The organism is Variovorax sp. MPBD4-3 (genome assembly GCF_058809745.1).
The window spans coordinates 165,391-189,763 of the sequence record NZ_JBXASW010000002.1; the positions used below are offsets into that span (position 1 = coordinate 165,391).

23 protein-coding genes are annotated in these 24,373 nt (G+C 66.9%); 11 read left to right on the forward strand and 12 right to left on the reverse strand.

Translation table 11 applies throughout. From position 1 onward, the window contains the following. Positions 1–4: 4 nt before the first annotated feature. From AC1RVW_RS01845 to AC1RVW_RS01855, 3 genes are all read right to left on the reverse strand, one after another. The gene (locus AC1RVW_RS01845) at positions 5–946 is read right to left on the reverse strand and encodes a branched-chain amino acid ABC transporter permease (RefSeq protein WP_493197686.1); all 942 of its coding nucleotides are present in this window, start codon (positions 944–946) and stop codon (positions 5–7) included. Positions 947–1,037: 91 nt separating this feature from the next. Then, entirely contained in the window at positions 1,038–2,282 is a 1,245-nt protein-coding gene (locus AC1RVW_RS01850) for a branched-chain amino acid ABC transporter substrate-binding protein (RefSeq protein WP_493197688.1), read from the reverse strand. 59 nt (positions 2,283–2,341) lie between these two features. After that, positions 2,342–3,133 carry an SDR family oxidoreductase gene (locus AC1RVW_RS01855; RefSeq protein ID WP_081270320.1) on the reverse strand — a complete coding sequence of 264 codons (792 nt, stop codon included), beginning with the start codon at positions 3,131–3,133 and terminating at the stop codon, positions 2,342–2,344. Positions 3,134–3,334: 201 nt separating this feature from the next. Between AC1RVW_RS01855 and AC1RVW_RS01860 the strand changes: the two genes are divergently transcribed. Then, positions 3,335–5,356, forward strand: coding sequence for a helix-turn-helix domain-containing protein (locus tag AC1RVW_RS01860; protein WP_493197690.1), 2,022 nt, complete (start codon positions 3,335–3,337; stop codon positions 5,354–5,356). 21 nt (positions 5,357–5,377) lie between these two features. On the opposite strand, the gene AC1RVW_RS01865 is transcribed toward AC1RVW_RS01860, so the two are convergent. Continuing rightward, the gene (locus AC1RVW_RS01865; RefSeq protein WP_106938486.1) at positions 5,378–6,343 is read right to left on the reverse strand and encodes a LysR family transcriptional regulator; all 966 of its coding nucleotides are present in this window, start codon (positions 6,341–6,343) and stop codon (positions 5,378–5,380) included. An 88-nt stretch (positions 6,344–6,431) separates the two neighbouring features. Between AC1RVW_RS01865 and AC1RVW_RS01870 the strand changes: the two genes are divergently transcribed. The 3 genes from AC1RVW_RS01870 to AC1RVW_RS01880 are packed head-to-tail and all read left to right on the forward strand — an operon-like array spanning position 6,432 to position 9,906. After that, positions 6,432–7,640, forward strand: coding sequence for a CaiB/BaiF CoA transferase family protein (locus AC1RVW_RS01870; protein WP_106937811.1), 1,209 nt, complete (start codon positions 6,432–6,434; stop codon positions 7,638–7,640). Next, entirely contained in the window at positions 7,637–8,896 is a 1,260-nt protein-coding gene (locus tag AC1RVW_RS01875) for a DUF1254 domain-containing protein (RefSeq protein WP_493197693.1), read from the forward strand. Before AC1RVW_RS01870 ends, AC1RVW_RS01875 begins: the two co-directional genes overlap by 4 nt. Before the next feature lie 32 nt (positions 8,897–8,928). Then, a complete protein-coding gene (locus AC1RVW_RS01880; protein WP_493197695.1) occupies positions 8,929–9,906 on the forward strand; it encodes a Bug family tripartite tricarboxylate transporter substrate binding protein in 978 nt (325 codons plus the stop codon). A 69-nt stretch (positions 9,907–9,975) separates the two neighbouring features. Here the strand turns inward: AC1RVW_RS01880 and AC1RVW_RS01885 are convergent, their stop codons facing one another. The 6 genes from AC1RVW_RS01885 to AC1RVW_RS01910 form a co-directional block, all read right to left on the reverse strand. Beyond that, a complete protein-coding gene (locus tag AC1RVW_RS01885) occupies positions 9,976–10,863 on the reverse strand; it encodes a LysR family transcriptional regulator (RefSeq protein WP_493197697.1) in 888 nt (295 codons plus the stop codon). A gap of 98 nt (positions 10,864–10,961) precedes the next feature. Further along, a complete protein-coding gene (locus tag AC1RVW_RS01890) occupies positions 10,962–12,419 on the reverse strand; it encodes an efflux transporter outer membrane subunit (protein ID WP_106937807.1) in 1,458 nt (485 codons plus the stop codon). Further along, positions 12,416–13,399 carry an HlyD family secretion protein gene (locus AC1RVW_RS01895; RefSeq protein ID WP_106937806.1) on the reverse strand — a complete coding sequence of 328 codons (984 nt, stop codon included), beginning with the start codon at positions 13,397–13,399 and terminating at the stop codon, positions 12,416–12,418. The genes AC1RVW_RS01890 and AC1RVW_RS01895 overlap by 4 nt, the downstream gene beginning before the upstream one ends. 20 nt (positions 13,400–13,419) lie before the next feature. Continuing rightward, positions 13,420–13,632: a DUF1656 domain-containing protein gene (locus AC1RVW_RS01900; protein WP_081270312.1), complete on the reverse strand. Its 213-nt coding sequence runs from the start codon at positions 13,630–13,632 to the stop codon at positions 13,420–13,422. Next, positions 13,629–15,647: an FUSC family protein gene (locus AC1RVW_RS01905; protein WP_106937804.1), complete on the reverse strand. Its 2,019-nt coding sequence runs from the start codon at positions 15,645–15,647 to the stop codon at positions 13,629–13,631. Before AC1RVW_RS01905 ends, AC1RVW_RS01900 begins: the two co-directional genes overlap by 4 nt. Continuing rightward, a complete protein-coding gene (locus tag AC1RVW_RS01910; protein WP_155742628.1) occupies positions 15,644–15,781 on the reverse strand; it encodes a hypothetical protein in 138 nt (45 codons plus the stop codon). The genes AC1RVW_RS01905 and AC1RVW_RS01910 overlap by 4 nt, the downstream gene beginning before the upstream one ends. Before the next feature lie 209 nt (positions 15,782–15,990). Here AC1RVW_RS01910 and AC1RVW_RS01915 point away from each other — a divergent pair, with 209 nt between their 5' ends. Further along, a complete protein-coding gene (locus AC1RVW_RS01915) occupies positions 15,991–16,728 on the forward strand; it encodes a helix-turn-helix domain-containing protein (protein WP_285414770.1) in 738 nt (245 codons plus the stop codon). A gap of 56 nt (positions 16,729–16,784) precedes the next feature. On the opposite strand, the gene AC1RVW_RS01920 is transcribed toward AC1RVW_RS01915, so the two are convergent. Both AC1RVW_RS01920 and AC1RVW_RS01925 read right to left on the reverse strand, forming a co-directional pair. Beyond that, positions 16,785–17,564 carry an SDR family oxidoreductase gene (locus tag AC1RVW_RS01920; protein ID WP_106937802.1) on the reverse strand — a complete coding sequence of 260 codons (780 nt, stop codon included), beginning with the start codon at positions 17,562–17,564 and terminating at the stop codon, positions 16,785–16,787. Positions 17,565–17,590: 26 nt separating this feature from the next. Further along, positions 17,591–18,736 (reverse strand): PrpF domain-containing protein, encoded by a 1,146-nt coding sequence (locus AC1RVW_RS01925; protein WP_106937801.1) that lies wholly within the window; start codon positions 18,734–18,736, stop codon positions 17,591–17,593. A gap of 187 nt (positions 18,737–18,923) precedes the next feature. On the opposite strand from AC1RVW_RS01925, the gene AC1RVW_RS01930 reads away from it, so the two are divergent. From AC1RVW_RS01930 to AC1RVW_RS01955, 6 genes are all read left to right on the forward strand, one after another. Beyond that, the gene (locus AC1RVW_RS01930) at positions 18,924–19,283 is read left to right on the forward strand and encodes a Zn-ribbon domain-containing OB-fold protein (protein WP_081270307.1); all 360 of its coding nucleotides are present in this window, start codon (positions 18,924–18,926) and stop codon (positions 19,281–19,283) included. 1 nt (position 19,284) lies between these two features. Then, on the forward strand, positions 19,285–20,421 hold the full coding sequence (locus tag AC1RVW_RS01935; RefSeq protein WP_106937800.1) for a thiolase family protein: 1,137 nt from the start codon (positions 19,285–19,287) through the stop codon (positions 20,419–20,421). A 10-nt stretch (positions 20,422–20,431) separates the two neighbouring features. Then, positions 20,432–21,211 (forward strand): SDR family NAD(P)-dependent oxidoreductase, encoded by a 780-nt coding sequence (locus tag AC1RVW_RS01940; RefSeq protein ID WP_081270305.1) that lies wholly within the window; start codon positions 20,432–20,434, stop codon positions 21,209–21,211. Positions 21,212–21,231: 20 nt separating this feature from the next. Then, positions 21,232–22,422 (forward strand): CaiB/BaiF CoA transferase family protein, encoded by a 1,191-nt coding sequence (locus AC1RVW_RS01945; protein ID WP_081270304.1) that lies wholly within the window; start codon positions 21,232–21,234, stop codon positions 22,420–22,422. Between the two features lie 9 nt (positions 22,423–22,431). Then, positions 22,432–23,208 carry an enoyl-CoA hydratase/isomerase family protein gene (locus AC1RVW_RS01950; protein ID WP_081270303.1) on the forward strand — a complete coding sequence of 259 codons (777 nt, stop codon included), beginning with the start codon at positions 22,432–22,434 and terminating at the stop codon, positions 23,206–23,208. Positions 23,209–23,328: 120 nt separating this feature from the next. Next, positions 23,329–24,312, forward strand: coding sequence for a Bug family tripartite tricarboxylate transporter substrate binding protein (locus AC1RVW_RS01955; protein WP_493197702.1), 984 nt, complete (start codon positions 23,329–23,331; stop codon positions 24,310–24,312). The last annotated feature ends 61 nt before the right edge of the window (positions 24,313–24,373 follow it).

Genomic DNA, 24,373 nt, shown 5'->3' on the forward strand with positions numbered 1-24,373 from the left:
CGGCTCAGCCCTTCTCGCCCATGAGCCCGCCCGGGCGCACCAGCAGGATCAGCAGCATCAGCGCGAACGGGATGGTGGCCGACAGGCTCGACACCTTCAGCGTCAGCAGCCCGCCCACGCCGCGCGCCCAGTCGCCGGCGCCGAACAGCGCGAGCAGGTCGGCCAGGCTGCGGTCGATGCCCACGGCCAGCGAGGTGATGACGCCGATCAGCAGCGACGCCAGCATGGCCCCGCCGAGCGAGCCCAGCCCGCCGACGACGACCACCACGAACACCATCACCCCGAGCTCGAGCGCCATGTTGGGGTTGGTGGTGTAGAACGCGCCGGCCACCGCACCGGCCAGGCCCGCGAGCGCCGCGCCCACACCGAACACCCCCATGAACACCAGCGGCACGTTGTGCCCGAGCGCCTCCGCCATGCGCGGCTTGTAGATGGCCGAGCGCACCACGATGCCCACCCGCGTGCGCGTGAGCAGCATGTAGATCGCGACGAACATGGCGATCGCGATGCCGCCCATCACCAGCCGGTAGGCCGGGTACTGCGCACCGCCGAGGGAGAAGGCCGGCACGTCGAGCGCGGCCGGGATGCGGTAGTCGACCGGGAAGTTGCCGAAGAACAGCTTGATCGACTCCGCGATGATGAAGGACAACCCGAAGGTCAGCAGCAGCTCATGGGCGTGGCCGTGGTGGTGCACCCGGCGCAGGAAGAAGCGCTCGACCACCACGCCGATCACGCCGACCAGCAGCGGCGAGGCGATCACCGCGGGCCAGAAGCCGATGACGCCCTGCAGCGAGTAGGCGAAATACGCCCCGAGCATGTAGAACGAGGCGTGCGCGAAGTTCAGCACGCCCATCATGCCGAAGATGAGCGTCAGTCCGGCGGACACCATGAACAGCAGCAGTCCGTAGACGATGCCGTTCATGAGCGAGACGATGAGCTGGTCCATGGGTTTTCTCCTGGTGGCAGCCGAGGCTGCGCCGGCGGGGGCGTCATGGCCCCGCCGGTGTGGTGGATGCAAGTGGCGCGAAGGGCCGTGCTCAGGCGGGGCGCTTCATCGCGCAGCTCGTCTGCGCCGGCGTCGAGGCTTCCTCGGCCGAGAAGCGCTTGACCGGCTTGAAGCCCATGTCGGTGTCGTCCGCCTTGTAGCGCGCGTCCTTGGCCACCGTCGACACCACGATGGGCATCTGCACCTGGTGGTCGGCCGCGCGCATGCTCATCTCGCCCATGGGCGTTTTGATCTTCGCGGTCTCGATGGCCCTGGCCAGCGCGTTCACGTTCAGCACGCCGCCCTCGGGCTTGGTGCGCTTGAGCGCGTCGGCCACCATGGCCATGCCGAACACCGTCTGCGGCTCGATGAAGGCCGGCGCGTGCCCGGTCTTGGCCTTGTACTCGTTCACGAAGCGCTCGCCCTCGGCGCCGCCGGCCTCCGCGTTGAAGGTGTGCGCCACGAAGTGGCCCACCGCCAGGTCGCCCGCGTTGGCGAGGTTGCCGGGCTGGTCGAGGAACACGGTGCCGAAGCGCACCTTCAGCCCGGCGGACTTCGACGCCTTCATCAGCAGCAGCAGGTCGTTGGACCAGTTGCCGGTGAGCACCGAGTCGGCCTTCGATGCGCTGATCTTCGCCACGTAGGGCGCGAAATCCTGCACCTTGTTGACGTCGTGCAGCGTCTTCTCCACCACCTGGTAGCCGCCGGCGGCGGCGTTGTCGGAGATGGCACGCTCCATGTCCTGGCCCCACGAATAGTTCTGGTTGATCGCGTACACCCGCGTGCCCAGCGCGTTGGCCTGCTTCATCGCGCTGACCAGCGCCTTGGTGCGGATCTGCGCGTCGCCGCTGAAGCGGAAGTGGTGGAAGTTGCACTTCTCGCCCGTGAGTTCCAACGCTTCGGCCCCCACGTTGATGTAGATGATCTCCTTGCCGGGGTTGCGCAGGTTGTGCTTGCGCACGTCCTCCGTGATCTGCCCGCCGATGGCCGAGGACGCGCCCTGCACGATCAGCTGCACGCCGTCGGCCGCGGCCGCCTTGAGCTTGTCGGCGGCGCCCGCGGGACCGCCCTGGTTGTCGTACTCCAGCAGCTGCACCGGCTCGCCGTTCCAGCCGCCGGCCGCGTTGATCTGGTCCACCGCGAAGCGCACGGCCGTGCGGTAGGCCTGCCCCGACGAGGCCTGCGGGCCCGACAGCGTCTCGAGCACGCCGATCTTCACGGGCGCGGCCGACGCGCCGAAGCACAGCAGGCCCAGCGTGCAGGCCAGGGCGGAGGGAAAGGTGGCGAGTGTGTGCATTGATGTCTCCATGCTTCTTGAAAAAATAGGGTGCCCGTTGTGCGTGCGGCGCAGGGGGCTCAGAGGTATTCCATGTTCCCGTCGACGCTGATGGCCTGGCCGCTCAGGTTGCGGGCGGCGGGCGAGCTCAGGAACAGCGCCATGGCGGCGACGTCCTCCACGGTGACCATGCGGCGCAGCGAAATCTTGCGCAGGTACTCCGCGCGCATGGCCTCCACCGAAACGCCGGCGGTGGCCGCGCGCGCACCGATCACGCCGTTCATGCGTTCCCCCTCGACGGTGCCCGGAAGGATCGCGTTGACCCGCACGCCCTGCGGGCCGAGCTCGATGGCCAGCGACTTCATGAGCCCGACGATGGCCCACTTGGTGGATGCGTAGGGCGTGCGGTAGGCATAGCCGAGACGGCCGGCGACCGAGCTCATGGCGATGAGGTTCGGGCCCATGGTGGAGCGCCTGAGCAGCGGCACTGCGCGCTGGGCGAAGTAGAACTGGCTGTTCAGGTTGACCGAGACGGTGCGCTCCCAGTCGGCGCGCTTGAGGTCCTCGATCGCGCCGGTGGGGCCGGCGATGCCCACGTTGTTGACCAGCACGTCGAGGCCGCCGAGCGCGCCCTGCACGTCGTCGAAGACGCGCTCCACGTCCTCGGGAACCGAGGCGTCGGCCGTGCTGTAGGTGAGTTCGGGCGCTTCGCGCGCGAGGCGTTCGAGCGCGGAGCGGTCGATGTCGCACACATGCACGCGCGCGCCCGTCTCGCGGAATGCCAGGGCCACCGCCGCGCCGATGCCCGCCGCCCCCGCGCTGACCAGCACGCGCAGGCCGGGTGGCGGGCGCAGTGAATCGATGATGCTCATGTGTTCCTGTGGTGTGTGTCGCGGCCTTCCCGCTTGCTGCACGCAGTGTCCGCAACGGCGCTGCGCGGCACTATGTGCGCCGCGCACATCGATGCGGCTGCGCCGATGTGATCGCGTGGTGCCGCCCGTCCTCACAGCCCGCAGGGGCAGGGCTGCAACCCATGGGCATGGCGGCAGCGTTCTGCTAGCCTTCGCGGCCCTATGTCCTTACTGTCTCCCGAACGAGCCCGCGCGCCGGGGTCGCCGGCCGATGCAAGCGTCCATGCCGACGAGATCGCCGCCGAGCTGCTGGGCCTGCTGCACCGCAACGCGCCGGCCGAGGAATTCGCGGCGCGGCTTGCCGGCGTCGAGGCGCTGCCCGACGCGGTGCAGCGCAAGCCGGGCCTGGTCGAGCTGGTGCGCATGGCCATGGCGCTGCGCAACCGGCTCGAGGTGCACGAGCAGCGCGAGCGCGGCATGCTCGCCGTGATCGAATCCGCGCAGGACCTGTCGAGCCGCCTCGACCTGAACGGGCTGCTCAAGGCGATCGTCGGGCGCGCGCGCCACCTCATGGGCTCGCACCTGTGCTGGCTGACCATCTACGACGCCGCCAGCGGCGAGTTCCAGGTGGTCGTGGCCGACGGCGCCATCTCCGAGCGCACGGGCAAGATGACCGCGGCCCGCAACCTGGGCGTTGCGGGCATCGTGATGTCCACCCGCCTGCCGTTCTTCACGCCCGACTACCTGCACGACAACCGCTTCGCGCACGACCCGGTGCTGGACGACACCTTCCGCGCCGAAGGCGTGGCTGCGCTCGTCGGCGCGCCGCTGATGTGCGACGACAACGTGATCGGGCTGCTGTTCGTGGCCGACCGCTACCACCGCACGCACACCGCCATCAATGTGTCGATCCTGTGCACGCTCGCCACCCATGCGGCCGTGGCCATCAACAACGCCAAGGCGTTCGCGGAGGCCGCGGCGGCGCTCGAACATGCCGACCTGGCCCGCGGCGAACTGGAGCGGCACGTGCGCGACGTGCAGGGCGCGGCCGAGGCGCACGAGCAGCTCACGTCGCTGCTGGCCAAGGGCGCTTCGCTCGGCGCGCTGTGCCAATCGGTCGCGCAGCTGCTCGACGGCAGCGTGCTGGTGCTCGACGAGGCGTGCGAGGTCATCGGCCGTGGACGCGCCCCCGGCTATGCGGGCACCGCCGCCGACGCCTACGCGCCCCATGACGCGCACAGCGCGGCACTGGCGCGGGCGCTGCGCGAGAGCCGGCAGGCGGGGCGTTCCGTGGTGGCGTATTCCACGCAGGGCGAGCTGTGCCGCGTGATCGCAGTGCTCGGCGGCAGCGAGGTGCTGGGTGCCGTGCTGCTGTTCAGGCGCGAGGAGCTGCGCGACGTGAGCCTGCGCACCTTCGAGCGCAGCTCGAGCGTCATCGGCATCGTGCTGCTGTCGCAGGAGCGCGTGGAGGCGGGCAAGAGCCGCGAGGTGTCGGCACTGCTGCGCACGCTGGTCTCGCCGCGCCAGGACGAGCCCGCATTGACGCGCGACCGCGCGGAGCGCTTCGGCCTGGACCTGTCGCAACCGCTCTCCCTGACGGTGGTGGAAATGGCGCAGCCCCGGCCCGGCTTCTGGTCGCGGCGCCTGCGCGCGGGCGCGCCCGCCTGGGACCACGTGACGGACGAGATCGACGGTGCGCTGGTCCTCGCATGCGCCGCCACCAGAGCGCAGGACGCCGTGGAGGCGCTGTCGGCTTTCGCGCGCCGCGAGCTCGGCGACGCCTACCGCGGCGTGCTCTCGCGCCCGGTGCGCTCGGCGGCCGAGATGCCCGCCGTGTATGCGGCGCTGCGGCGCGCGCTGCCGGTGCTGGGCCGCCTGGGCATGCGCGGGTGCATCGTCGGGCAGAACGAGATGGCGCTGTACTCGGTGCTGTTCGAGACGCACGACGAAGGCAGCCTCCATGCCTTCCTGGACGCCACCATCGGCGCGCTGACGTCCCACGACCGCAAGCGCGGCTCGGAGCTCACGGCGACGCTGCTGGCCTACTTCGACTGCAACCAGAACGCCAAGACCACGGCCGTGCGCATGGGGATCCATGTGAACACGGTGCGCCAGCGTCTGGCCAGCGTCGAGGAGCTGCTGGGCCACTGGGGCAGCGCCAGCCGGGCGCTGGAGATCCACATGGCGCTGCGGCTGTGGAGCCTGGGCATGGCGCAGCCACGGCCGCAGGACGAGCCCGGCTGAGGCCGCAAGCGCGGTGGCGGGCTACGGCCTCGCGCCCGTTTTCTTCAGGGAACCGCTGACACGCCGGATGGCCTCGGCGAACGCACCCAGGACCGGCGGCCTCTCCATCCCGTCGCGCCGGAAGAACAGGCCGAATGACGGCAGGACCATCTTCGGCAGGACCTTCAGCCGTTGAACGCCGCCGCGGGCGACCTCGTCCGCAGCGTGCTCCAGGCGCACCGCGCACAGCAGCGAAGGGTCCTTGCGAAGCACGGTGCCGATCGTCACCGACGAGAGCGCCTCGATGACGGGCACGGGCGGCGTCGCGCCGCTGTTGAGAAAGGCGGTCATGAAGGCCTGCCGCACGAGGGTTTCCTTCGGCGGCAGCACCCAGGGGCCGGCCTGCAGGTCGGTCCAGCGCAGCCGGCGGCCGGCCACGCCCTCGTTCGCGCAGGAGGCGAGCACGCAGAGTTCGTCTTCCAGCAGCACCACGGGCTCGAGCATCGGAATCAGGTCGCTGGCGACGAGCTCGGGCGTGATGGCGCCGAAGACGCAGTCGAGCTCGCCGTCGAGCAGGCGGTGGATGAGTTCATGCACGCGGCCCTCGCGCAGCTGCACGGCGGCGCCGGGCATGCGCCGCCGCAGCTCGACGATGGCCGCCGGAACGGCCGCGGTCACCGAGGGTGCGCCCACGCGCAGCACCGCGGTGATCCCGCTTTGCATCGCGTCGACGTCCTCGGTCGCGCGGGCCAGCTCGTTGAGCACCGCGCGCGCCCTGAAGGCCGCGCTCGCGCCCAGCGCATTCGCATGAATGCCCTGGTGGCTGCGCTCGAAAAGCCGCGCGCCGAAGCAGCCCTCGATCTCGCCGAGCATCTTGCTGATCGCGGGCTGGCTCAGGTGCAGCCGCGTGGCCGCGCCGCGCATGGTGCGGGCTTCGGAAAGCACGGCGAGAAGCTCCAGGTGGCGCAGACGCAATGTGCGGATCAGGCGGTCGGTCTTGGTGTCCATGTCGCATCCGGTGGCATAGCTGTTCGTGATCACTACCTCACGATTATCGAATTTTCAAGAATCGGGGAAGGCGATAACGTTGCCTCCGATGAATGCAACGACCCAAGAGACATCCGGGCCCGCCGTGCCCCTGAAGAACGTGCGCGTGATCGACATGGGGCAGTACATCGCCGGGCCCGGCGCGGCCATGGTGCTGGCCGAGCTGGGCGCGCAGGTGATCAAGATCGAACCGCTGGCGGGCGACCAGGCCCGGCACATCGGCCGCTACGGCGAGTCGATGATCCGCGCGTACAGCCGCGGCAAGCAGTCGATCGCGCTGGACCTCAAGAGCGAGGCCGGGCGCGACATCGCGTGGCGCCTGATCGGCGGCTGCGACGTCGTGATCCAGAACCTGCGCCCCGGCGCCGTGGAGGCCCTGGGCCTCGGCCCGGCCGAGGTGCGCGCGCGGTTTCCGAAGGTCATCTACCTGTCGATCTCCGGCTTCGGCGACCAGGGCCCGTCGAGCGCGCGCCCCGGCTACGACATCGCGGCGCAGGCCGAGAGCGGGCTGATGTCGGTCACGGGCGAACCCGACCGCCTGCCGCAGAAGGTAGGCGTGCCGATCATCGACGCGGCCGCCGCGCACCTGGGCGCGCAGGCGGTGCTGGCCGCGCTCTATGGCCGCGCGCAGACCGGCGTGGGCGAGACGCTGCGCACCTCGCTGCTGGAGGTGGCGCTGCATCTGCAGGCCACCACCTGGTGCGACTACCTCGGCGGCGCCCCGGAGCCCACGCGCATCGGCGACGGCCAGCCCAACAACGCGCCGGCGGCGGAGGTCGTGCCCACGCGCGACGGGCACATCGTGCTGTCGGCCTACGCGGACGAGCATTGGGCGCGCTTTTGCCGCGTGGTGGGGCGCGCGTCGCTCGCGAGCGATCCGCGGTTTTGCACCAACGCCCTGCGCGTGCAGCACCGCGGCGAGCTTCGCGTGGTGCTGCGCGAATGCCTGTCTTCGTACACCAGCGAGGAATGCGTGGCGCTGCTGAGCCGCAACCAGATCGTCGTCGGCTTCGTTCGCAGCTACGCGCAGGTGCTGCAGAGCGCGGACGTGCAGGCGAGCGGACTGCTGGTCGATGCGCCAGGCGCCGACGGCCGGCGCTATCCCTCGCTGGCGCTGCCCTACCGGCTGGGCGATGCGCCGCGCGCCAATCCGCCGGCCGCGCCTGCGTGCGGAGCCGACACCGACCGGCTGCTGGCCGAGCTCGGCCTCTCGGCGGACGAGATCGCGGGCCTTCGCCGCGCCGGAGCTGTCGCATGACGAACGCCGCCATCCTCCGCGGTTGCGAAGACGTGGTGATTCAGACGCTGCCGCTGTTCGAGATGATGCGCATGCGCGCGGCGACCACCGCGCGCCGCCATCCGGTCCTCGGTTTCGCGGCGCCGGATCCGGCATCGGCCATGCGCTGGGTCAACCAGTTCACGCACACCCATCGCCGGCTCGGCCCGCAGGACAGGGAGGTCGTCAGCCCGAACAACGACACGGTCTACAGCAACGCCTGGCTGGACCTCTGTGAAGGACCCGTCGTCATCGAGACGCCGGACATGGGCGAGCGCTACTGGACGCTGGGGCTGCTGGATGCGTGGACCAACCCGTTCGCCTACGTCGGGCGGCGCACGACCGGCAACCGGCCCCAGCGCACGCTGGTGCATGGCCCCGGCTGGCGCGGCGCGGTGCCGTCCGGCATCACGCAGACCGTGGCCGCCCCCGGCGACGACGTGTGGCTGATCGGGCGCCACCTCGTGGAGGACGACGGCGAGGACGCCGCCCGCGTGCGCGACGCGCAACGCGCGATGAGACTCGTGCGACCGGACGGCAGCGATGCCGCCATGCGCGTGGACACATGGCTCGACGCACGCGACACCGGTGCGCCAGCGGCAGCGCCGTACCTGGCCATCGTGAGCGCCGCGCTGCGGCGCAATCCGGTGCCGGCCGGAGAAACCCTTGCATGGCCGCCCATGGAGGCCGAGCTCGCGACCGCGCTGCCCGCCGTGTACGAGCGGCTGCGCACCGGCAACCAGCCCCACGACCTGGGCGGCGGCTGGGCGATCCCGGTGATGGTGAAGACGCACTGGGGCGACGACCACCTCACGCGCGCGCGCATCGCCCGCAACTTCATCGGCGCGCTGGGCGTGGAGGAGGCGATGTATCCCACCGCCGAGGTGGACGCGCGCGGCGCGCCGCTGGACGGATCGCGGCGCTACGCGCTGCGCTTCGCACCGGGCGAGGGGCTCAAGGTGGGGGCCTTCTGGTCGCTCACGATGTACCGTCGCAGCGACTGCCTGTTCGTGGCGAATCCGATCGATCGGTATTCGATCGGCGACCGCACCCCGGGCCTGAGGCACGATCCCGACGGCGGCCTGGTCATCCGGCTGCAGGCCGACGACCCGGGACCCGGCGCCAACTGGCTTCCGGCACCCGCGGGCGAGCCGTTCTACGTCGTGCTGCGGCTCTACCAGCCGCATGCCGATCACCTGGAATTGCGGTTCGACTATCCGCCCATCGAGCCGGTCTGACATCCCAAGAAAACCCACGGAGACAAGAACACATGACAACGACCCGCAGACAACTTCTCACCGCAGCCGCGGCGGGCCTGGCGATGCCCTGGTGTCTGCCGAGCCAGGCGCAGGCCTGGCCGGCAAGGCCGATCCGCATGGTCTCGCCCTACGGCGCGGGCGGCTCGAACGACATCCTCACGCGCGTGCTCGGCGACTTCCTCGGGCGCAGGCTGGGGCAGGCCATCGTGGTGGACAACAAGGCCGGCGCAGGCACGCGCATCGCGAACGACTTCGTGGCCAAGGCACCGGCCGACGGCTACACGCTGCTGCATGCGGCCGCCCCGATCGCCATCGGCGAGGCGCTCTACAAGGACCTGCCGTACGACGTGCACAAGAGCTTCGCTTCGATCGCCAGCACGGCGATCGCACCCCTGTTCCTGGTGGTCAATGCCGATGCGCCGTACAAGACGCTTGCGGAATTCATCAAGCATGCGAAGGCGCATGCCAAGGGCGTGAGTTTCGGCTCGCCCGGCGCCGGCTCGGCGCCGCACCTGACGGCCGAGCTGCTGCTGCGCGCCGCTGAGGCGAAAGGCGTCGTCGTGCAGTACCGCGGCGATGCGCCCGCCTACACCGATCTGCTCGCCGGGCGGCTCGACGCGACGCTGACAGCCATCTCGACCGCCGTGTCGCATATCCAGGCCGGGAAGCTGCGGGTCCTGGGCGTCGCCAACGAAGAGCGCACGCCGCTCTACCCGGATGCGCCGACCTTGCGCGAGCAGGGGCTGCCGTCCGTCGTGGGCTACGGCTGGTACGGCATGCTCGCGCCGGCCGGAACGCCGGCTGCCATCGTGGCGCGGCTCAATGCCGAGATCAACGCCGCGGTGGCCGACCCGGAGGTCCGCCGCAAGGCCGAGGCAGCGGGACTGCAATTGCGCGGCAGCACCAGCGCCGAGTTCAGCGCGTTCATCGCCAGCGAGACGCGCAAGTGGGCGCAGATCATCAAGTCGGCCAATATCACGGCGGAGTGATCGACCTTCCGCGAGATCCAGCGATACGTGGCGGGCAACTGTGAATGGATGTGTCTCGGCGCTCCGCTTCTAGGTCGGATGGTCATGTGCGCTGCCCCCCATGCGCGTTTCAAGCAGCTTCAGCAGGGCTCGCAGGGCTGCGCTGTTGTGCCGGCGCTGCGTATACGCTGCGTACAGCCAGATGTCACGGGGCATGAATTCCTTGAGCACTGGGACCAGGCCGCCGCGTTCTGTGTGCGGCTGAGCCAGCAACGCCGGCACACACACCGCGCCGATGCCGGCGAGCGCCGCGGCGATGAGCGTGCTTGAGTCGTTGGCATCCATGCGTCCGTAGATCGGGAGGTTGTATGGTTCGCCATCAACTTCGAAGGGAATGTGCGGTGCGCCCGCCGATAGCGAGTAGGTGAGCACGTCGTGCCATCGCATGTCGTCGGGCGTCTGAGGAATGCCGCGCTTGGCCCAGTAGCCAGGCGTGGCGCAAAGCGTGAGTTCCACGCGTTGGAGGCGGCGCACGATCAGGTTCTCATCACCAATGCGCCCGAATCGAAGGGCAACGTCGACACCTTCCTCCACGAGATCGACCACACGATTGCCGATCTGCAGGTCGATATGGACATCTGGATAGAGCGTGAGGAACTCGCTCAGCAGGCTCGGAAAGTCGGTTTGCACGAGCCCATGAAGCCCCGCGACGCGCAGACGACCGCTTGGGCGCGAACCATGCGCCTGCAATTCGCTCTGCGTCGACTCGACCATCTCCATCAGCGGCGCGCTGCGAAGCTGGAGAAGCCTGCCAGCATCGGTCAATGTCACCGAGCGCGTCGAGCGGTTCAAGAGCCGCACGTTGAAGCGCGACTCAAGCGTCGCGACATGCTTGCTCGCGCTGGCCTTGGAGATTCCGAGCTTGCCCGCTGCGCGCGAGAAGCTGCCGACGTTGGCGACCTCCAGGAATGTCTTCAAGAGATTAAGCCCGTCCATTGACCAACCCGTCCCGCTCGGACGCACGCAGAGGAGTTTCCGTCTGCCTCATGTTTCGCTTCAGCAACGCCAAGGCGTGGCTAGCGCACGCCACTCACGGGGGCATCGTCGGTTTCCCAGCCGCCGCCCAGCGCCATGAACACGGCGACCTGGTCCTCTGCCAACTGGGCTGCCGACATTGCCAGAGCGGCTTCGCTGGCTGCCAGGGTGCGCTCCGCATCCAGTGATTCGAGCTGACCCGTCTTGCCGTTCACATAGAGTGTGCGGGCCTGCCGGGCGACGATGGCACTTTGTTCTTGCGCAGCCAGAAGCGCGTCATGACGTTCCAACTCGCGTGCGTAGGCATCCAATGCCGTTTCGACCTCGCGCAGTGCCGTCAGTACAGTCCCGTCGAAGCGGGCAGCGGCAACCCGGGTGGCCGCCTCGGCCTGCGCGATGCGAGCGCGGGCAACGCCGGCGTTGGGTAGCGTCCAGTTGATCAACGGGCCCAGGCTGTAGCTGAGCGTTTCCCGGTTTCCAAATCTTGCCAGGAAGCCTGCTGAGCTGGCCGAGAGACCCAGCGACACTTTCGGGTAGAGGTCGGCTGTTGCGACGCCGATCTGGGCAGTGGCAATGGCGACGCTGCGCTCCGCTTGGCGCACATCGGGCCTCCGGCGCAGCAGCGCAGCGCCGTCTCCTACCGGAAGCAGTCCTGCCACGCGCGGCGGTTGCTCGCATGCGGCCACCGCCGCAGGGAAGTCGCGAGGTGCCGCGCCGGTCAGCGTTGCCAGCCGGTACAACGCGCCTTGGCGCTGTGCCCGAAGCGGCGGCAGTGCAGCACGCAGTTGTTCCAATTGGCCTTGCGCACGTGCCATGTCGATTTCCCCCACCTTGCCCGCTTGTTGGAGCCGATCGGAGAGTCGCAGAGCCTCTTCCTGCAGATGAACCGACGCCTGCGTGGCGCGCAAGCGATAGCCGCTTGAACATGCTTGCGCATAGGCATGTGCCACGCCGCCGGCGACGCTCACACGTACAAGGTCCAACGCCGCCTGGGCGGCGCCAGAGCCGGCTTCGGCCGCTTCGATGGCGCGACGCAGTTGGCCGTACAGGTCCAACTGATACGACAAGGAAATGCCGGCGCTGTAGGTGCCGCGGCTGGGCGGTTCGCCGCCACGCTGCAGGAGGCTCAAGCCCGATACGTGCCCGAAGCCGGGACCCCCGCTGGCCGCGACCATCGGCTTCTCATTTCCGCGCGCCTCGGCCTCCAGCGCCCGGTAGCGTTCCAGGGTGGCCACGGCCTGCCGCAGGTCGGTGTTGTGTGCCAGCGCCTGTGTGACCAACGCGTCCAACTGCCGGTCGTCGTAGAGCCTCCACCAGCGTGGCGGCAGCGTCGTATCCGCCGCAGCGCCGCTCGCAGATCCGAAGGTGCCTGCGGAGGCGGATTGCGCCGAAGACAGGGGGGCGGGGGACACGTAGTCCGGCCCCACGGGCGGGAGGGCACAACCGGCGAGCAGTGCGCCTGCCGTGACGGCGGCAAGGAGTGGGGACATGGCGTTCATCCCCGGCTTTCTGAAGCCCGGGCCTTGGCATCCGTGGTCCGAACAGTCTCAAGTATTTCAACGGTGACCGTCTGGCCTGCCACCAAGCGGGTGCTCGCAGGCATCTGATCGAGCTTCACGCGTACCGGCACGCGCTGCGCAAGCCGCACCCAATTGAATGTGGGATTGACGCTGGGAAGCAGGTTGGTGCTGGTGCTGCGGTCACGGTCGGCGATCCCGGCAGCGATGCTCTCGACGGTGCCCTCGAGCGCCGCGTTGCCCATGGGCGTGACCCGCACGCGGTCGCCGTGATGGATCCGAGCCAACTTGTTTTCCTCGAAGTAGCCTTCGACATAGATGGAACTCGTGTCGACCAACGCCATCACGGGGTGTCCGGCGCTTGCGTAGGCACCCTGGCGCAGGTCGAGGTTGGTGATCAGGCCGGCGGTGGGTGCACGCACCTGGGTGCGTTCCAGGTTCAACGTCGCCGTGTTCAATGCGACCTGCGCCTGTCGCAATGCCGCTTCGGCCGCTTGAAGCGCGCTTTTGGCCTGGTCCACCTTCAGGCGCGACTGCTCGCGAGCTTCCAGCGAGATCAAATCGCCCAGGCCGGAATTGCGCTGGCTCTCGCGCTGCGCCTGAGCGAGTGTGATGCGCTGGTTGCCGATCGCGACGCGTTGCGTCGCGACGGCGGCCTGGGCTTGTTCCCGCGCCAGCTCGAAGCGGGCCGTGTCCACCGAGAAAAGCAAGGCGCCAGCGGCAACGGACTGGTTGTCGTGCACGGCCACGTTCGTGACGATGCCAGACACGTCAGGCGTGACTTGCACGACATTGGCCCGCACGCGTCCGTTGCGTGTCCAGGGGGCGAGTTCATAGTGGTCCCATAAGCGCCACCCCACCCAGCCGGCTGCGGCCACCATCAGCGCGGTGACCAACAGACGAACGACGGGACGGGCAAGACGCGAAGTCCAGGCAGGCAAGGGAAGGGCGTCAGATTTCATGGGTTGAAGCGGTCCGGATTTCAAGACGAGGTGGCGGTTGCGCCAGTGAGAGAAGCCAAGGCGCACAGCACCAGGACGTACAGCGCGAGGTCAAACAGGGCCGGGTGCCAGATCCATCGGTAAGCACCGACGAGGGCCAGCAGGCGCCGCGTTGCCCAGGAGCACGGCAGCGCGCCGCCTGCGACGACCAAGAGCCAGGGCAACTGCACGCCAAAAATGTTGACTTCGATCATGGTTGGAGCGTGGGGGGAGCGGTTGGAAAGAGGTTGCGTCGAAGGCCAACGAGTGCCGCAATGGCAGGCCGCTCGGTATCTGCAGTCAGCGCGCCTAGCAACAGCCGATCGACATGCGGCAGCAGCGGCGCATGACGCGGCGGTGCTCCCGCCACATGGGCGCGGAAGATGCGGGCCAATTCCCCGAAGAGGCGAGCGAGGGGTTCTCCAGGAAGGCTCCCGCGATGCCGCTGCAGTGCAGCGATGTCAGCCCCCATGCGCAGTTCGCGCAGCGCGCGGTGTGCCGCGACCTGGACCTCTTCAGGACCGTCGGGAGCGACGCGCGGCGCCAGCAGCGCAATCCTGTCGAGCATGCGTGAGCCAAAGGCGTGTCGGGTGGACGCGTGCTGCGGATGGGCGGCCAGATCGGCGAGGTCGTGCCATGCCGCACGGCGTATGCGCTTGGCTGTCCAGTCACGCCCCACGCTGCGCATGAGCGCGGTGACGCGGGCCGCGATCACCGCACCCGCGAACAGGGCCAGGTTGGAACTGATGAAGCTCACCCAATCGGCGGTGGCTGTGTCTTGAAGGGCGAGCGTTCCGGCGACACCGAAGAACATGCCAAGGGCCGACAGGGAACTGGCTGGTCGTGCCATGTAGCAGCCGATCACCAGAAACACAGGCGCGATGCACAAGACTAGCATGCCAAAGTCATGTGCCCAAGGCATGACAGCCAGGACACAAAAGGCCGACACGGGCAAGGACCACAACAGCGCCGTGATGAACTTGTGCATCGCAGGCACCGGATCGTCCATGGTGGCGAAGAAGCTGCAGAAGACGGCGGCGCTCATCGCCATGGCGGATCCCGAAGGCCAGCCCGTCGCGATCCACAGGACACACGATAGACAGGTGCCCGACACCGCAGTGATCGCCGAGCGCAGCGCGAGCCCTCTGTCCAGGTGGAGCGCCCCGCGAGCCAGGGCCGGGGTGCGCCGCAGGGGCACCGGGTTTCCGGCAATGCCGGCATCGATATCGTTGCGCAGCGTGGTGCAGGCATCCCAGTGCGCGACCAGATCCTCCAAGCGGGTTGCCAGATCGATCCGCAGCGCGAGGATCCACGGCGAAGCGGCCGGACCGTCCGCAATGGCGCGAAAGGCGGCGCATGCGTCGTCCACTCCCGCGCTCGTCGCGCGTGGGTCCAGCCAGCCCGAATGCTGCGCGAAGGTCGAGCCGATGTCATCCGGCACACCACCTGTGGCGGTGCACAGCGCTTGCAGGCAATCTTCAACCGCCGACAGCACCGGGGTGAGGGCGGTCACACGGTATCGCAGCGCGTCGATGGCGCCCCCGCTCCAGCGCAGTCCGGTGTCGAAGGGCACATGCGTGGAGAGCAGGCGCAGTTGCGTGATGTCCAGTGCCAGCCGCTGGCGGTCCGCCGGGATTCGAGGGTCCAGTCCTTTGGCGGGCGTCTCGCGCAGCAGGTCTGTGAGCCATTGCCGCGCATCGCCGAGTGCACGATCCATCACGCCAAGCAGGGACGGACCCAGGCCGTTGGGAAGCACGAGGCTGTGGACCCAACTGGCACACAGGATGCCCAACCCGATTTCAGTGACCCGTGCGACGGCTGTGTCGAACATCGCCGCGGGCGCTTCGACCAACGGGAAACCGATCAATGCGGCTGAGTAGCCGGCCAGCATGAAGACATAGGAACGCGCGCTTCGGTCCAGCAGCGAAAGATAAAGGCAAAGCCCCACCCACAGCGCCAAAGCCAGCGACAGGAGTTCCGGGGACCCGGACAGCGAGGGGACGAGCACCACGGTCGCTGCGCACCCTAGCAACGTGCCCAGGAAGCGGTAGAGAGCCTTGGAGCGCACATTGCTGGCCAGCGGGTGGGCTACGATGTAGGCGGTCATCATGGCCCAGAAGGGCCGAGGCAGCGCAAAGCGGCTCGACAGGTAGAGCGCAAGCATGGCTGCGGCAAAGCTCTTGAGAGAAAAGAGCAACTCCTGTCGGGAGAAACGAGGTCGCGCGATCATGCTGCGCCTCGATGAATCTCACGAGCACGCTTGCCTACCAAACAGTAGTGCGAGCCAATCAGCGCCAGGCCGATGAGAAGAATGAGGAGTGCCTGAACCGAAACCACTTCATTCTTATTGCGAATCATTTTCATGCGACGATGCTACTGAGCGGCATACGAGTCGAGAATTGCAAACTTGGACGAATGACTTCTCTTTTCGGCCATCGCTGAGGGGGATTGAGACCGAGCACTGATTCCAAGGCTGAAACAAGCCCGGCGGCGGGCGCAACATCAAATTTCCCAAGATGCGAAGAGCGGAATTCGGCGAGCCAGGCCTGGACTACGAGCCATCAGTACCCGTGATGGCGCTGCGCGTCGATGTCGCGGCGCAGGAGCGGGAGATTCCCGTGCACGAGCACCGATCCGGCCAGCTTGTGATCGCACTGCGCGGTGCGGTCTCTTGCGAAGTGCCCGGCGCGCTGTGGATGGTCCCGCCCCAGGCGGGCGTGTGGATTCCGGGCGGTACGCTGCACAGCAACCGAGGAACGGCGAACGCGCTGATTTTTTTCCTCTTCGTCGAACCTGGCGCTGCCCCCTTGCCTGCGAGTTGCTGCACCTTTCACATCAGCCCGATGCTCAGCGAGATGATCCAGTACCTCGCAGCATTGCCGCCCCTCTACGAAGCAGGCGGGCCGACCGACCGATTGGCGCAGGTGCTGCTCGACCAACTTTGCACGATGCCCACGGAAGCAATGTTCCTGCCGATGCCCGAGGACGCAAGGCTCAGAGAGATATCAACGGCAATGATGCGCGATCCCTCCGATCGCAGGACCCTGACGAACTGGGCGCGTGAACTGGGCATGAGCGACCGGACGTTGAATCGACTGTGCACCTCGCTGACAGGCCTGAGTTTTGGCCGCTGGCGACGCCAGCTGCAGATGATCGTGGCGCTGCGCGAGCTGTCCGGTGGTGCGACCGTCCAGCAAGTCGCCTATGACCTGGGCTATGAGTCGCCCTCTGCCTTCAATACGATGTTCAAGAAGGCTTTTGGAAAGCCTCCTGCGACCTACATCAGCGACCGTTTCCGGGTCGGCGGATGACCCGTCCTTTCAGGTCACTACATGGCCGGGCGCCAGCGGCCAACCCATGCACACACTTACCTGTAGGCTCGGGCGTGGGTCACGCCACCGTCCACCACCAGGGTCGAGCCCATCACATAGTCGCCTGCACGCGACGCCAGGAAGATCGCCGCGCCGGCGATGTCCTCTGAAGTGCCAATGCGTCTGGCGGGTATGTGTTCGGACAGCTCGTCGCCGCGGTCGCGCGCGTTGCGGTTCATCTCGGATGGAAACGCGCCCGGCGCAATGGCGCTGACCGCGATGTTGTCCTGCGCCAGGCGCAGCGCCATGCGCCGCGTCAAGTGGATCAAGCCCGCCTTGCTGGCGACGTAGGAGTAATTTTCCTGAGGGTTGAGCCCGATGCCATCGGTGGAGGCGATGTTGATGATCTTCCCCACACGCTCCTTGGCCGCGGCGCGCAGCGGCCCGGACAGCGCCTTCGTCAAGAAGAAGGGCGTCTTCAGATTGAGATCGACCACCTTGTCCCAACCGGTTTCGGGAAAGGCATCGAAGTCTTCTCCCCAAGCGGCGCCGGCGTTGTTGACCAGGATGTCCAAAGTGGTTTCATGCTGCGCGTAGGCGGCGGCCAGCGCCTGGCAGCCGTTGACTGTCGACACGTCGTACGGCAGCGAGACGCAATGGCCGTTCTTCGAGAGTTCCGAAGCCGAGAGATCGCATGCCGCAGCCTTGCGCGCGCTGATGTAGACACGTGCACCTTGCGCCAGGAATCCCTCGGCGATCATGCGACCGATACCCCGTGAGCCACCGGTGACGAGAGCCGTGCGGCCTCGCAAAGAAAAAAGATCTTGCGTCATCATTGCTATGCCTTGGCAGTCCGCTGAGGTCAACCAACATCGAGGAGAGCACGCCTCACATAGGCGGTCCCATCAAACAGCCGCCGAGCGGTTCGAGTGAAGTGAACTTCTTGCACCGACCATTCGTCTTCGGCAGTGCGCGCGACGCTCGCAAAAATTCCGATCACACCACTCGGATGGCCAATGCGGATGCGCGTCGGGCCGGCATGACTGCCTCGCGCCTCCGCCGGAATCGTCCCTGCGATCTGTGCTGCCACGGAAAGGCAGACTGAGCCACCGCCCGGAAATGCCTTGTGCATCGCCCCACCATGGAGAACCATGCGCGCCACCAAGTCGATTTCCGACGACTTGACGATTCGATCTCCGCCGAGGGTGCGGTAGTCCTGAGCTTCGCTGATGAGGATCTGGTAGGGCGTGAGGGTTCCTGACGCCGGCAGGTTGCAACGATCGGCGGCCCATCGTCTGACTTCCTCGGCCATTTCGTAGATATCAGAACTGAGCTGGCCGGGAAGCTCCGTGCCGGTGACGCCCAGATCCGCAGCGCGGATGAATACACACGCCGTTCCCACGTCGACGATCGAAACGGGTATTTCGCGACCAAGTTTGGAGACGTAGACCGAATCGCGTGCCTGCCCGGTGGGAAGCAATCGGCCCGTCGTGGCACCGCTGGTACCCGAGTAATCCAACGCGACCTCGGCGCCCTTGGCGGGCACCCCATCCACTTCGGTGTCGCCTTCCACGCGCGGCTCGCCGTAGGCACATTGCACCACCATGCGCAGAATCTTGCCGGTATTGGTGTTGTGCACTCGCACGGTGGTGGCGGGCTCCTGCACGGGAATCAGCCGCTCCTGCAGCGCGTAGACCCCGGTGGCCGATGAAATGTTGCCGCAGACGATCTCGAAGCTCACGCTGGGCTGATCGATCCCGATCTGCACAAAGGTGTAGTCGATGTCTGCGTCGGGTCGTGACGGCGGCCCAATGATTGCGCATTTGCTCGTGAGGATGTCGGCGCCTCCAAGCCCGTCGATCTGGCGCACGTCCGGGCTGCCGAACAGAGCCAGAAGGAATCGCTGCAGTTCCTGCGGATCTGCGGGCACGTCACGCCGTGCGAGAAAAACAGCCTTGCTTGTGCCGCCGCGCATCAAGGTCACTGGAACGCTGATTTGTTCTTTCATTCATTCAGTATGCGCGTGCGCAGGGCGTGCGTCCTTGCAGTTCGGCTGCTCTGGCTTTAGCAGAACTACACGCTTCGCACGCTTTAGGAAGGCTAAAGAATGCGCAGCACAAATCCAATGACGGGGCGGCCCTGGGTCACCAAACTTCCGGTTGCCGTGGCCATCGCCACCGGAACAGGAGACACCTTTGAAGATCATCAAGCGCACGGATTCGCACTTCCGTGACACCCCCGGCGGCATGGTGCTTGTGGCCACACAGGCAGGCGGTCAGCCCCCCCAGTTTCCGCCGATCGAGTTCGTCCACCACGACCAGCCGATCGAGGAAATCGAGCTCGGCCCGACCGGGTCCCTCTACAGCTTCACGGTGGTCCATCCCGGCAAGGACAAGCCTGCCTACGCACTCGCAATGGTCGACTTCGAGTCGGGCGTTCGCGCCTTCGGGCGGCTCTTGTTCGATGGAAGCCCGCCTGCGATCGAAAGCAGGGTGCGCGTGGTGCCCTTCGCATTGCCGGACGGCACACCCGACTACGCCTTCCAGGAGCAATGAGATGAAGCAACCACTGATCACCGGCGTGGGCATCACCGACTTCGGCCGCTTCCCGGAGCTCACCGAAGAGGCCATGGTCCAGTCGGCCATTCTTGGCGCCCTGGAGGATGCCGGCACGCGGCTTTCCGAGGTACAGGCGTTCTACTGCGGCAACGCGCTCGGCGCCATGTTGCCGGGGCAGCGGGCACTGCGTGAACTGCATGCGCATGGGGGCGCCGTCTACAACGTGGACAACGCCTGCTCCAGCGGCGCGACCGCACTGAATCTCGCATTGCAGGCGCTCAAGGTCGGGCAGTACGACACCGTCCTGGTGTTCGGCATGGACCATCTGAGCGCGCTCGGCGGCGGGCCGTTGCAGCTGAGCCAGCAAGACTGGAACAATCGACGGGGGATGATCATGCCTGCCCTGTACGCTATGCGCGCGCGTCGCTACATGCACGACCACGGCCTCAAGGTCGAGACGCTTGCGGACATTTCCGTGAAGAATCGCAAGCACGGCGTTCTCAATCCTATCGCCAAGTTCGCGAAGCTGGCCACCCGCGAGGAAATTCTTGCGTCCCGCCCTGTGGCCGAGCCGCTCACGCTGCTGCAGTGCTGTCCCGCCGTGGTCGATGGGGCAGCGGCCCTCGTGCTTAGCACCAAGCCCTCCCAGGGCGTTGCCAAGCCAGTTCAGGTCTTGGCGTCAGTGGTGCAGTCCGGCTTGTTCGAAACCACGCCCGTCGATATGACGGAGGCCGAGATCACGGCGCGTGCGGCCAGGCTGGCCTATGAGCAGGCCGGTGTGGGACCGCAGGACCTCAGCCTGCTGGAAGTGCACGACGCCTTCACCATCTCCGAATTGCTCTACTACGAAGCGCTGGGGCTTTGCGATCGCGGCGACGCGGCAGAGTTGCTGCGCAGCGGTGCGACGACTCTGGGCGGACGGGTCCCTGTCAATCCGAGCGGCGGCCTTCTTGCCAAGGGGCATCCGCCCGGCGCGACCGGCGTCGCACAGATCGTGGAGGTCTGCGAGCAGTTGCAAGGCCGTGCGGGCGCCCGGCAAGTGCAGGGGGCGCGCATCGGCCTCACGCAGGTGACTGGCGGCGGCATCTGGGGGGTGGATCACGCCGCCTGCTCCATCCATATTCTTTCGCTCTGAACAGGTCGACATGAACCAGACAAACTCAACCACGCCTGCCTCTTTGCAGGGCCTCGTTGCCGTCGTGACCGGAGGGGCGAAGGGCATCGGCCTTGGCATCGCCCGCGAGCTTGCGCAGGGCGGCTGTCGCATCGCGCTGTGGGACTTCGACGACGAAGCCCTGCAAGCGGCCAAGAGCAGCCTTGCGAGCGAGGGTGCCGATGTGCAGACCTTCAAGGTCGACGTGAGCTCCGTGGAACAGGTGGAGTCGACCGTGGCCCAACTGCTCGCATCCCATCAGCGCATCGACATCCTTGTCAACAATGCCGGCATCGGTGGAGACAAGCTCGTTTCCAAGATGGACTTGGCCTTCTGGAGCCGCGTGATCGAGGTCAACCTCCACTCGCAATTCATCTGCTCGAAGGCCGTCCTGGCGCAGATGGCGGAGAACCGGTTCGGACGCATCATCAATATCGGCTCGCGTGCCTGGCTGGGCAATCGCGGCCAGGCGGCTTATTCCGCTTCCAAAGGCGCCGTGGTAAGCCTGACCCGCTCGCTGGCACTCGAATATGCGCGCAAGGGTGTCACCGTGAATGCCATTGCGCCGGGCATCGTCGAAACGCCGCTGTTCGAGACTCTCACCGAGGAAGTGCGGCAGAGTCTCCACAAGACCGTGCCGATGGAGCGCATCGGTCAGCCTGAAGACATCGCTCGCGCTGTCCGGTTTTTCGCGGAGCCCGGTTCCAGCTACGTCACCGGCCAGCTTCTCTATGTCTGCGGCGGCCGCAGCTTGAGCAGCCCGTCTGTTTGATCAAGATGGGTGCCTGAAAAATGCTCGCTAATTCTCTCGAGGGCCTGAGGGTCATCGACTTCACCCAGGTCATGGCGGGCCCGAGCTGCACCCAGTACCTGGCCGACCTGGGCGCCGACGTGGTGAAGGTCGAGGCACCCTCGGGCGATCTCTCGCGCGCACTCTCGCCCTGGGTCCATGGCGAAGGCGTGGCCTTTCTCGCGCTCAATCGGAACAAGCGCAGCATCGTTCTGGATCTCAAGCAGTCGGCGCACCGGCTGGTAGCGTCGCGTCTAGTCGCCGAAGCCGATGTCGTGGTCGAGAGCTTTCGCCCGGGTGTTATGACCCGGTTCGGGCTGGACTACGCCGAGGTATCTGCCGAGAACCCGCGGTTGATCTACTGTTCCGTCTCCGCGTACGGTCAGCAGGGGACCGCGAGGGACCTGCCCGGTGTGGACGGCGTGCTTCAAGCCGTGAGCGGCCTCATGAGCGTCACCGGCGCGCCTGGCGGGCAGCCGTGCAAGGTGCCGGTGCCCGTCGTCGATCTTGTCACGGGTTCGTTCGCGACCATCTCGATCCTGGCCGCGCTCGCGCTGCGCCAACGCACGGGGTCGGGCCAGCACGTGGAGGCAAGCATGTTTGCCAGTGCTATCGCACTGCAGCATGTGAGTTTCGCGTCCTATTTCGCCGACGGCCATGTGCCCGGCCCGCAGGGAAACGCAGCGCCTTACTCGACGCCCAACGAGGCCTTGCGTTGCGCCGACGGGTGGATCATGGTGGCGGCCTATCACCCCGCACGATGGCTGGCGCTGTGCACGGCCATCGGTGCACCTGAGCTCGCATCGGACCCTCGCTTCGCCGAGAACAAGAATCGGCTGCAGCACCGCGAGGCGCTGCTGCGCCTGCTCGAAGCACGCATGCTCGCGCACCCGCGTGCCTTCTGGCTCGAGCGGTTCGCGGCCGTGGACATCATCTGCGGGCCGATCAACGACTATGCCGAGGTCGCGCAGTCCGCACCCTTCGTCGAAGCGGCGCTCACCGAGAACCTGCTGCACCCGGTCGCAGGTGCGTTGACGCTGCCGCGTAGCGTCATCGGTGCAGTGGGTGAGCGGCCTAGAGCGCGACGGGCCGCTCCGACGCTTGGACAGCATACGCGCGAGGTGCTAGACGAGCTGGGCATGCCACCAGAAGACATCGAGGCGATCATCGCCGCTGACTCTCCATTGAACTGAGACAAAACCATGCCCATCGTCAAGACAGTCCAGGATGGCGTGGCCATCATCACCCTGAACCGGCCCGAAGCCATGAATTCCATCGACCCGGAATCCAACGAGCAGCTGCTCGCGATCTGGGACCAGGTCTCGAGCGACGAAGAAGTCCGCGTAGTCGTCCTGACCGGTGCGGGCGAGCGTGCGTTTTGCACAGGTGCAGACCTCAAGAAAACGATGCCGCCTGCCGACAGCGCAGCCCGGCAGGTCTTTCGCGCCGGCACCCGACATTCCAATTTCGGCACGCTGCAGACCGACAAGCCTGTCATCGCCGCGATCAACGGCTATGCCCTCGGCGGTGGCCTGGAACTGGCGTTGCTTGCGGACATCCGCATCTGTTCCGACAACGCGCAGTTCGGCTTGCCGGAAGTGCGCGTCGGCAGCATCCCAGGCGCCGGGGGCACGCAACGCCTGATCCGCGCGGTAGGCCAGTCGGATGCGATGTGGATGCTGCTCACGGGCGAACGCATTGATGCCAACGAAGCGTTGCGGATCGGCCTGGTCAGCAAGGTGGTTCCCCTTGCCGCGCTGCAGGAAACGGCGATCAACCTGGCGCGAGCAATGGCAGCCAATGCGCCATTGGCGATGACCGCCGCCAAGCGTCTGGCGATGACCGGACGGGAGCTGCCGCTTGCCGGTGGACTGGAACTGGAGCGACAGGCGTTTGGCGTGCTCAGGGACAGCGAGGACCGACTGGAGGGGCGCCGTGCGTTCGCCGACAAGCGTGCGCCGGTCTTCCGGGGTCGCTGACTTTGCCTCGCACAAAGGGCGCAGGCGTCGTGTGTTGCTGAGCGCTCGAGTACCTCGAGTGGCCTCGTGCCGACGTCGCGACAACCGACGTGACCCTACCGAATTTCCCTGGAGCAGCTCTTGAACAAACCAAGTACCGCCTGGCGCTACAGCCTCGCACTCATCGTTGCCGCGGCTTTCGGCGCGCCGTCTGCCATCGCGCAGTCGGCCAGCCAACCGCCCGCCAGGATTCTGGTGGGCTTCTCGCCTGGCGGGACACTCGATGTCGTCACACGGGCGCTTGCGGATCAGCTGCATGAGCCGCTCAACCGCACCGTCGTGGTGGAGAACAAGCCCGGCGCCGGCGGAAAGATCGCGATTGATGTGTTGCGTGCCGCCCCGGCCGACGGAAGCGTGGCCATGTTGTGTCCTGACTTCCTGCAATCGATCTATCCATTCGTCTTCAACAAGCTCAACTACGCTGCGCAGCGGGATATCCTGCCGGCGTCGACGGTGGTCGAGTTTCCGATGGCGCTGGCTGTACCAGCGTCCTCGCCCGTCAAGACCTTTGCTGAATATGCCCAATGGGTGCGCACTCATCCTGAGCATGCCAACTTCGGCCATGCCGCATCGGGAGGCCCGACCCATTTCTTGGGTTTGCAGATCGCCAAAGTCATCGGGACCCCCCTACGGGACGTGCCGTTTCAGGGCGCTGCGCCGATGATCGTGAACCTCGTAGGCGCCAATGTCGCAGCGGGAAGTTCAACTTTCGGGGACTTCGCACAGCACCACAACGCCGGCAAGCTTCGCGTGCTGGCGGTGACCTCTGCGCAACGCTCTGCGCTTCTACCTGATGTTCCTACGTTCGGCGAGCTGGGCCGAAAGGAGCTCACCTCAGTTGGCGTATTGGCCGTATGCCTGCCTCCTGGAACGCCTGCCGCCGTTGTCTCCGAATGGAGCACTGCGATCCGAAAAGCCGTTGCAACCGAGCAGTTCGCCCGCAAGATCCGCACGCTCGGCTTTGTGGAGACGGGAAGCTCGCCGGCTGAGGCCCGAGCCAGGTTCAGCGAAATGCAGGCCTTCTGGGAACCCGTGGTCAAAGCATCGGGGTTCAAAGCAGACTAGCCCGTGGGCCGTGGCGGCTCGTGATCGCACACTGGCTGTGCAGCGACCCGACCGAGCGTTG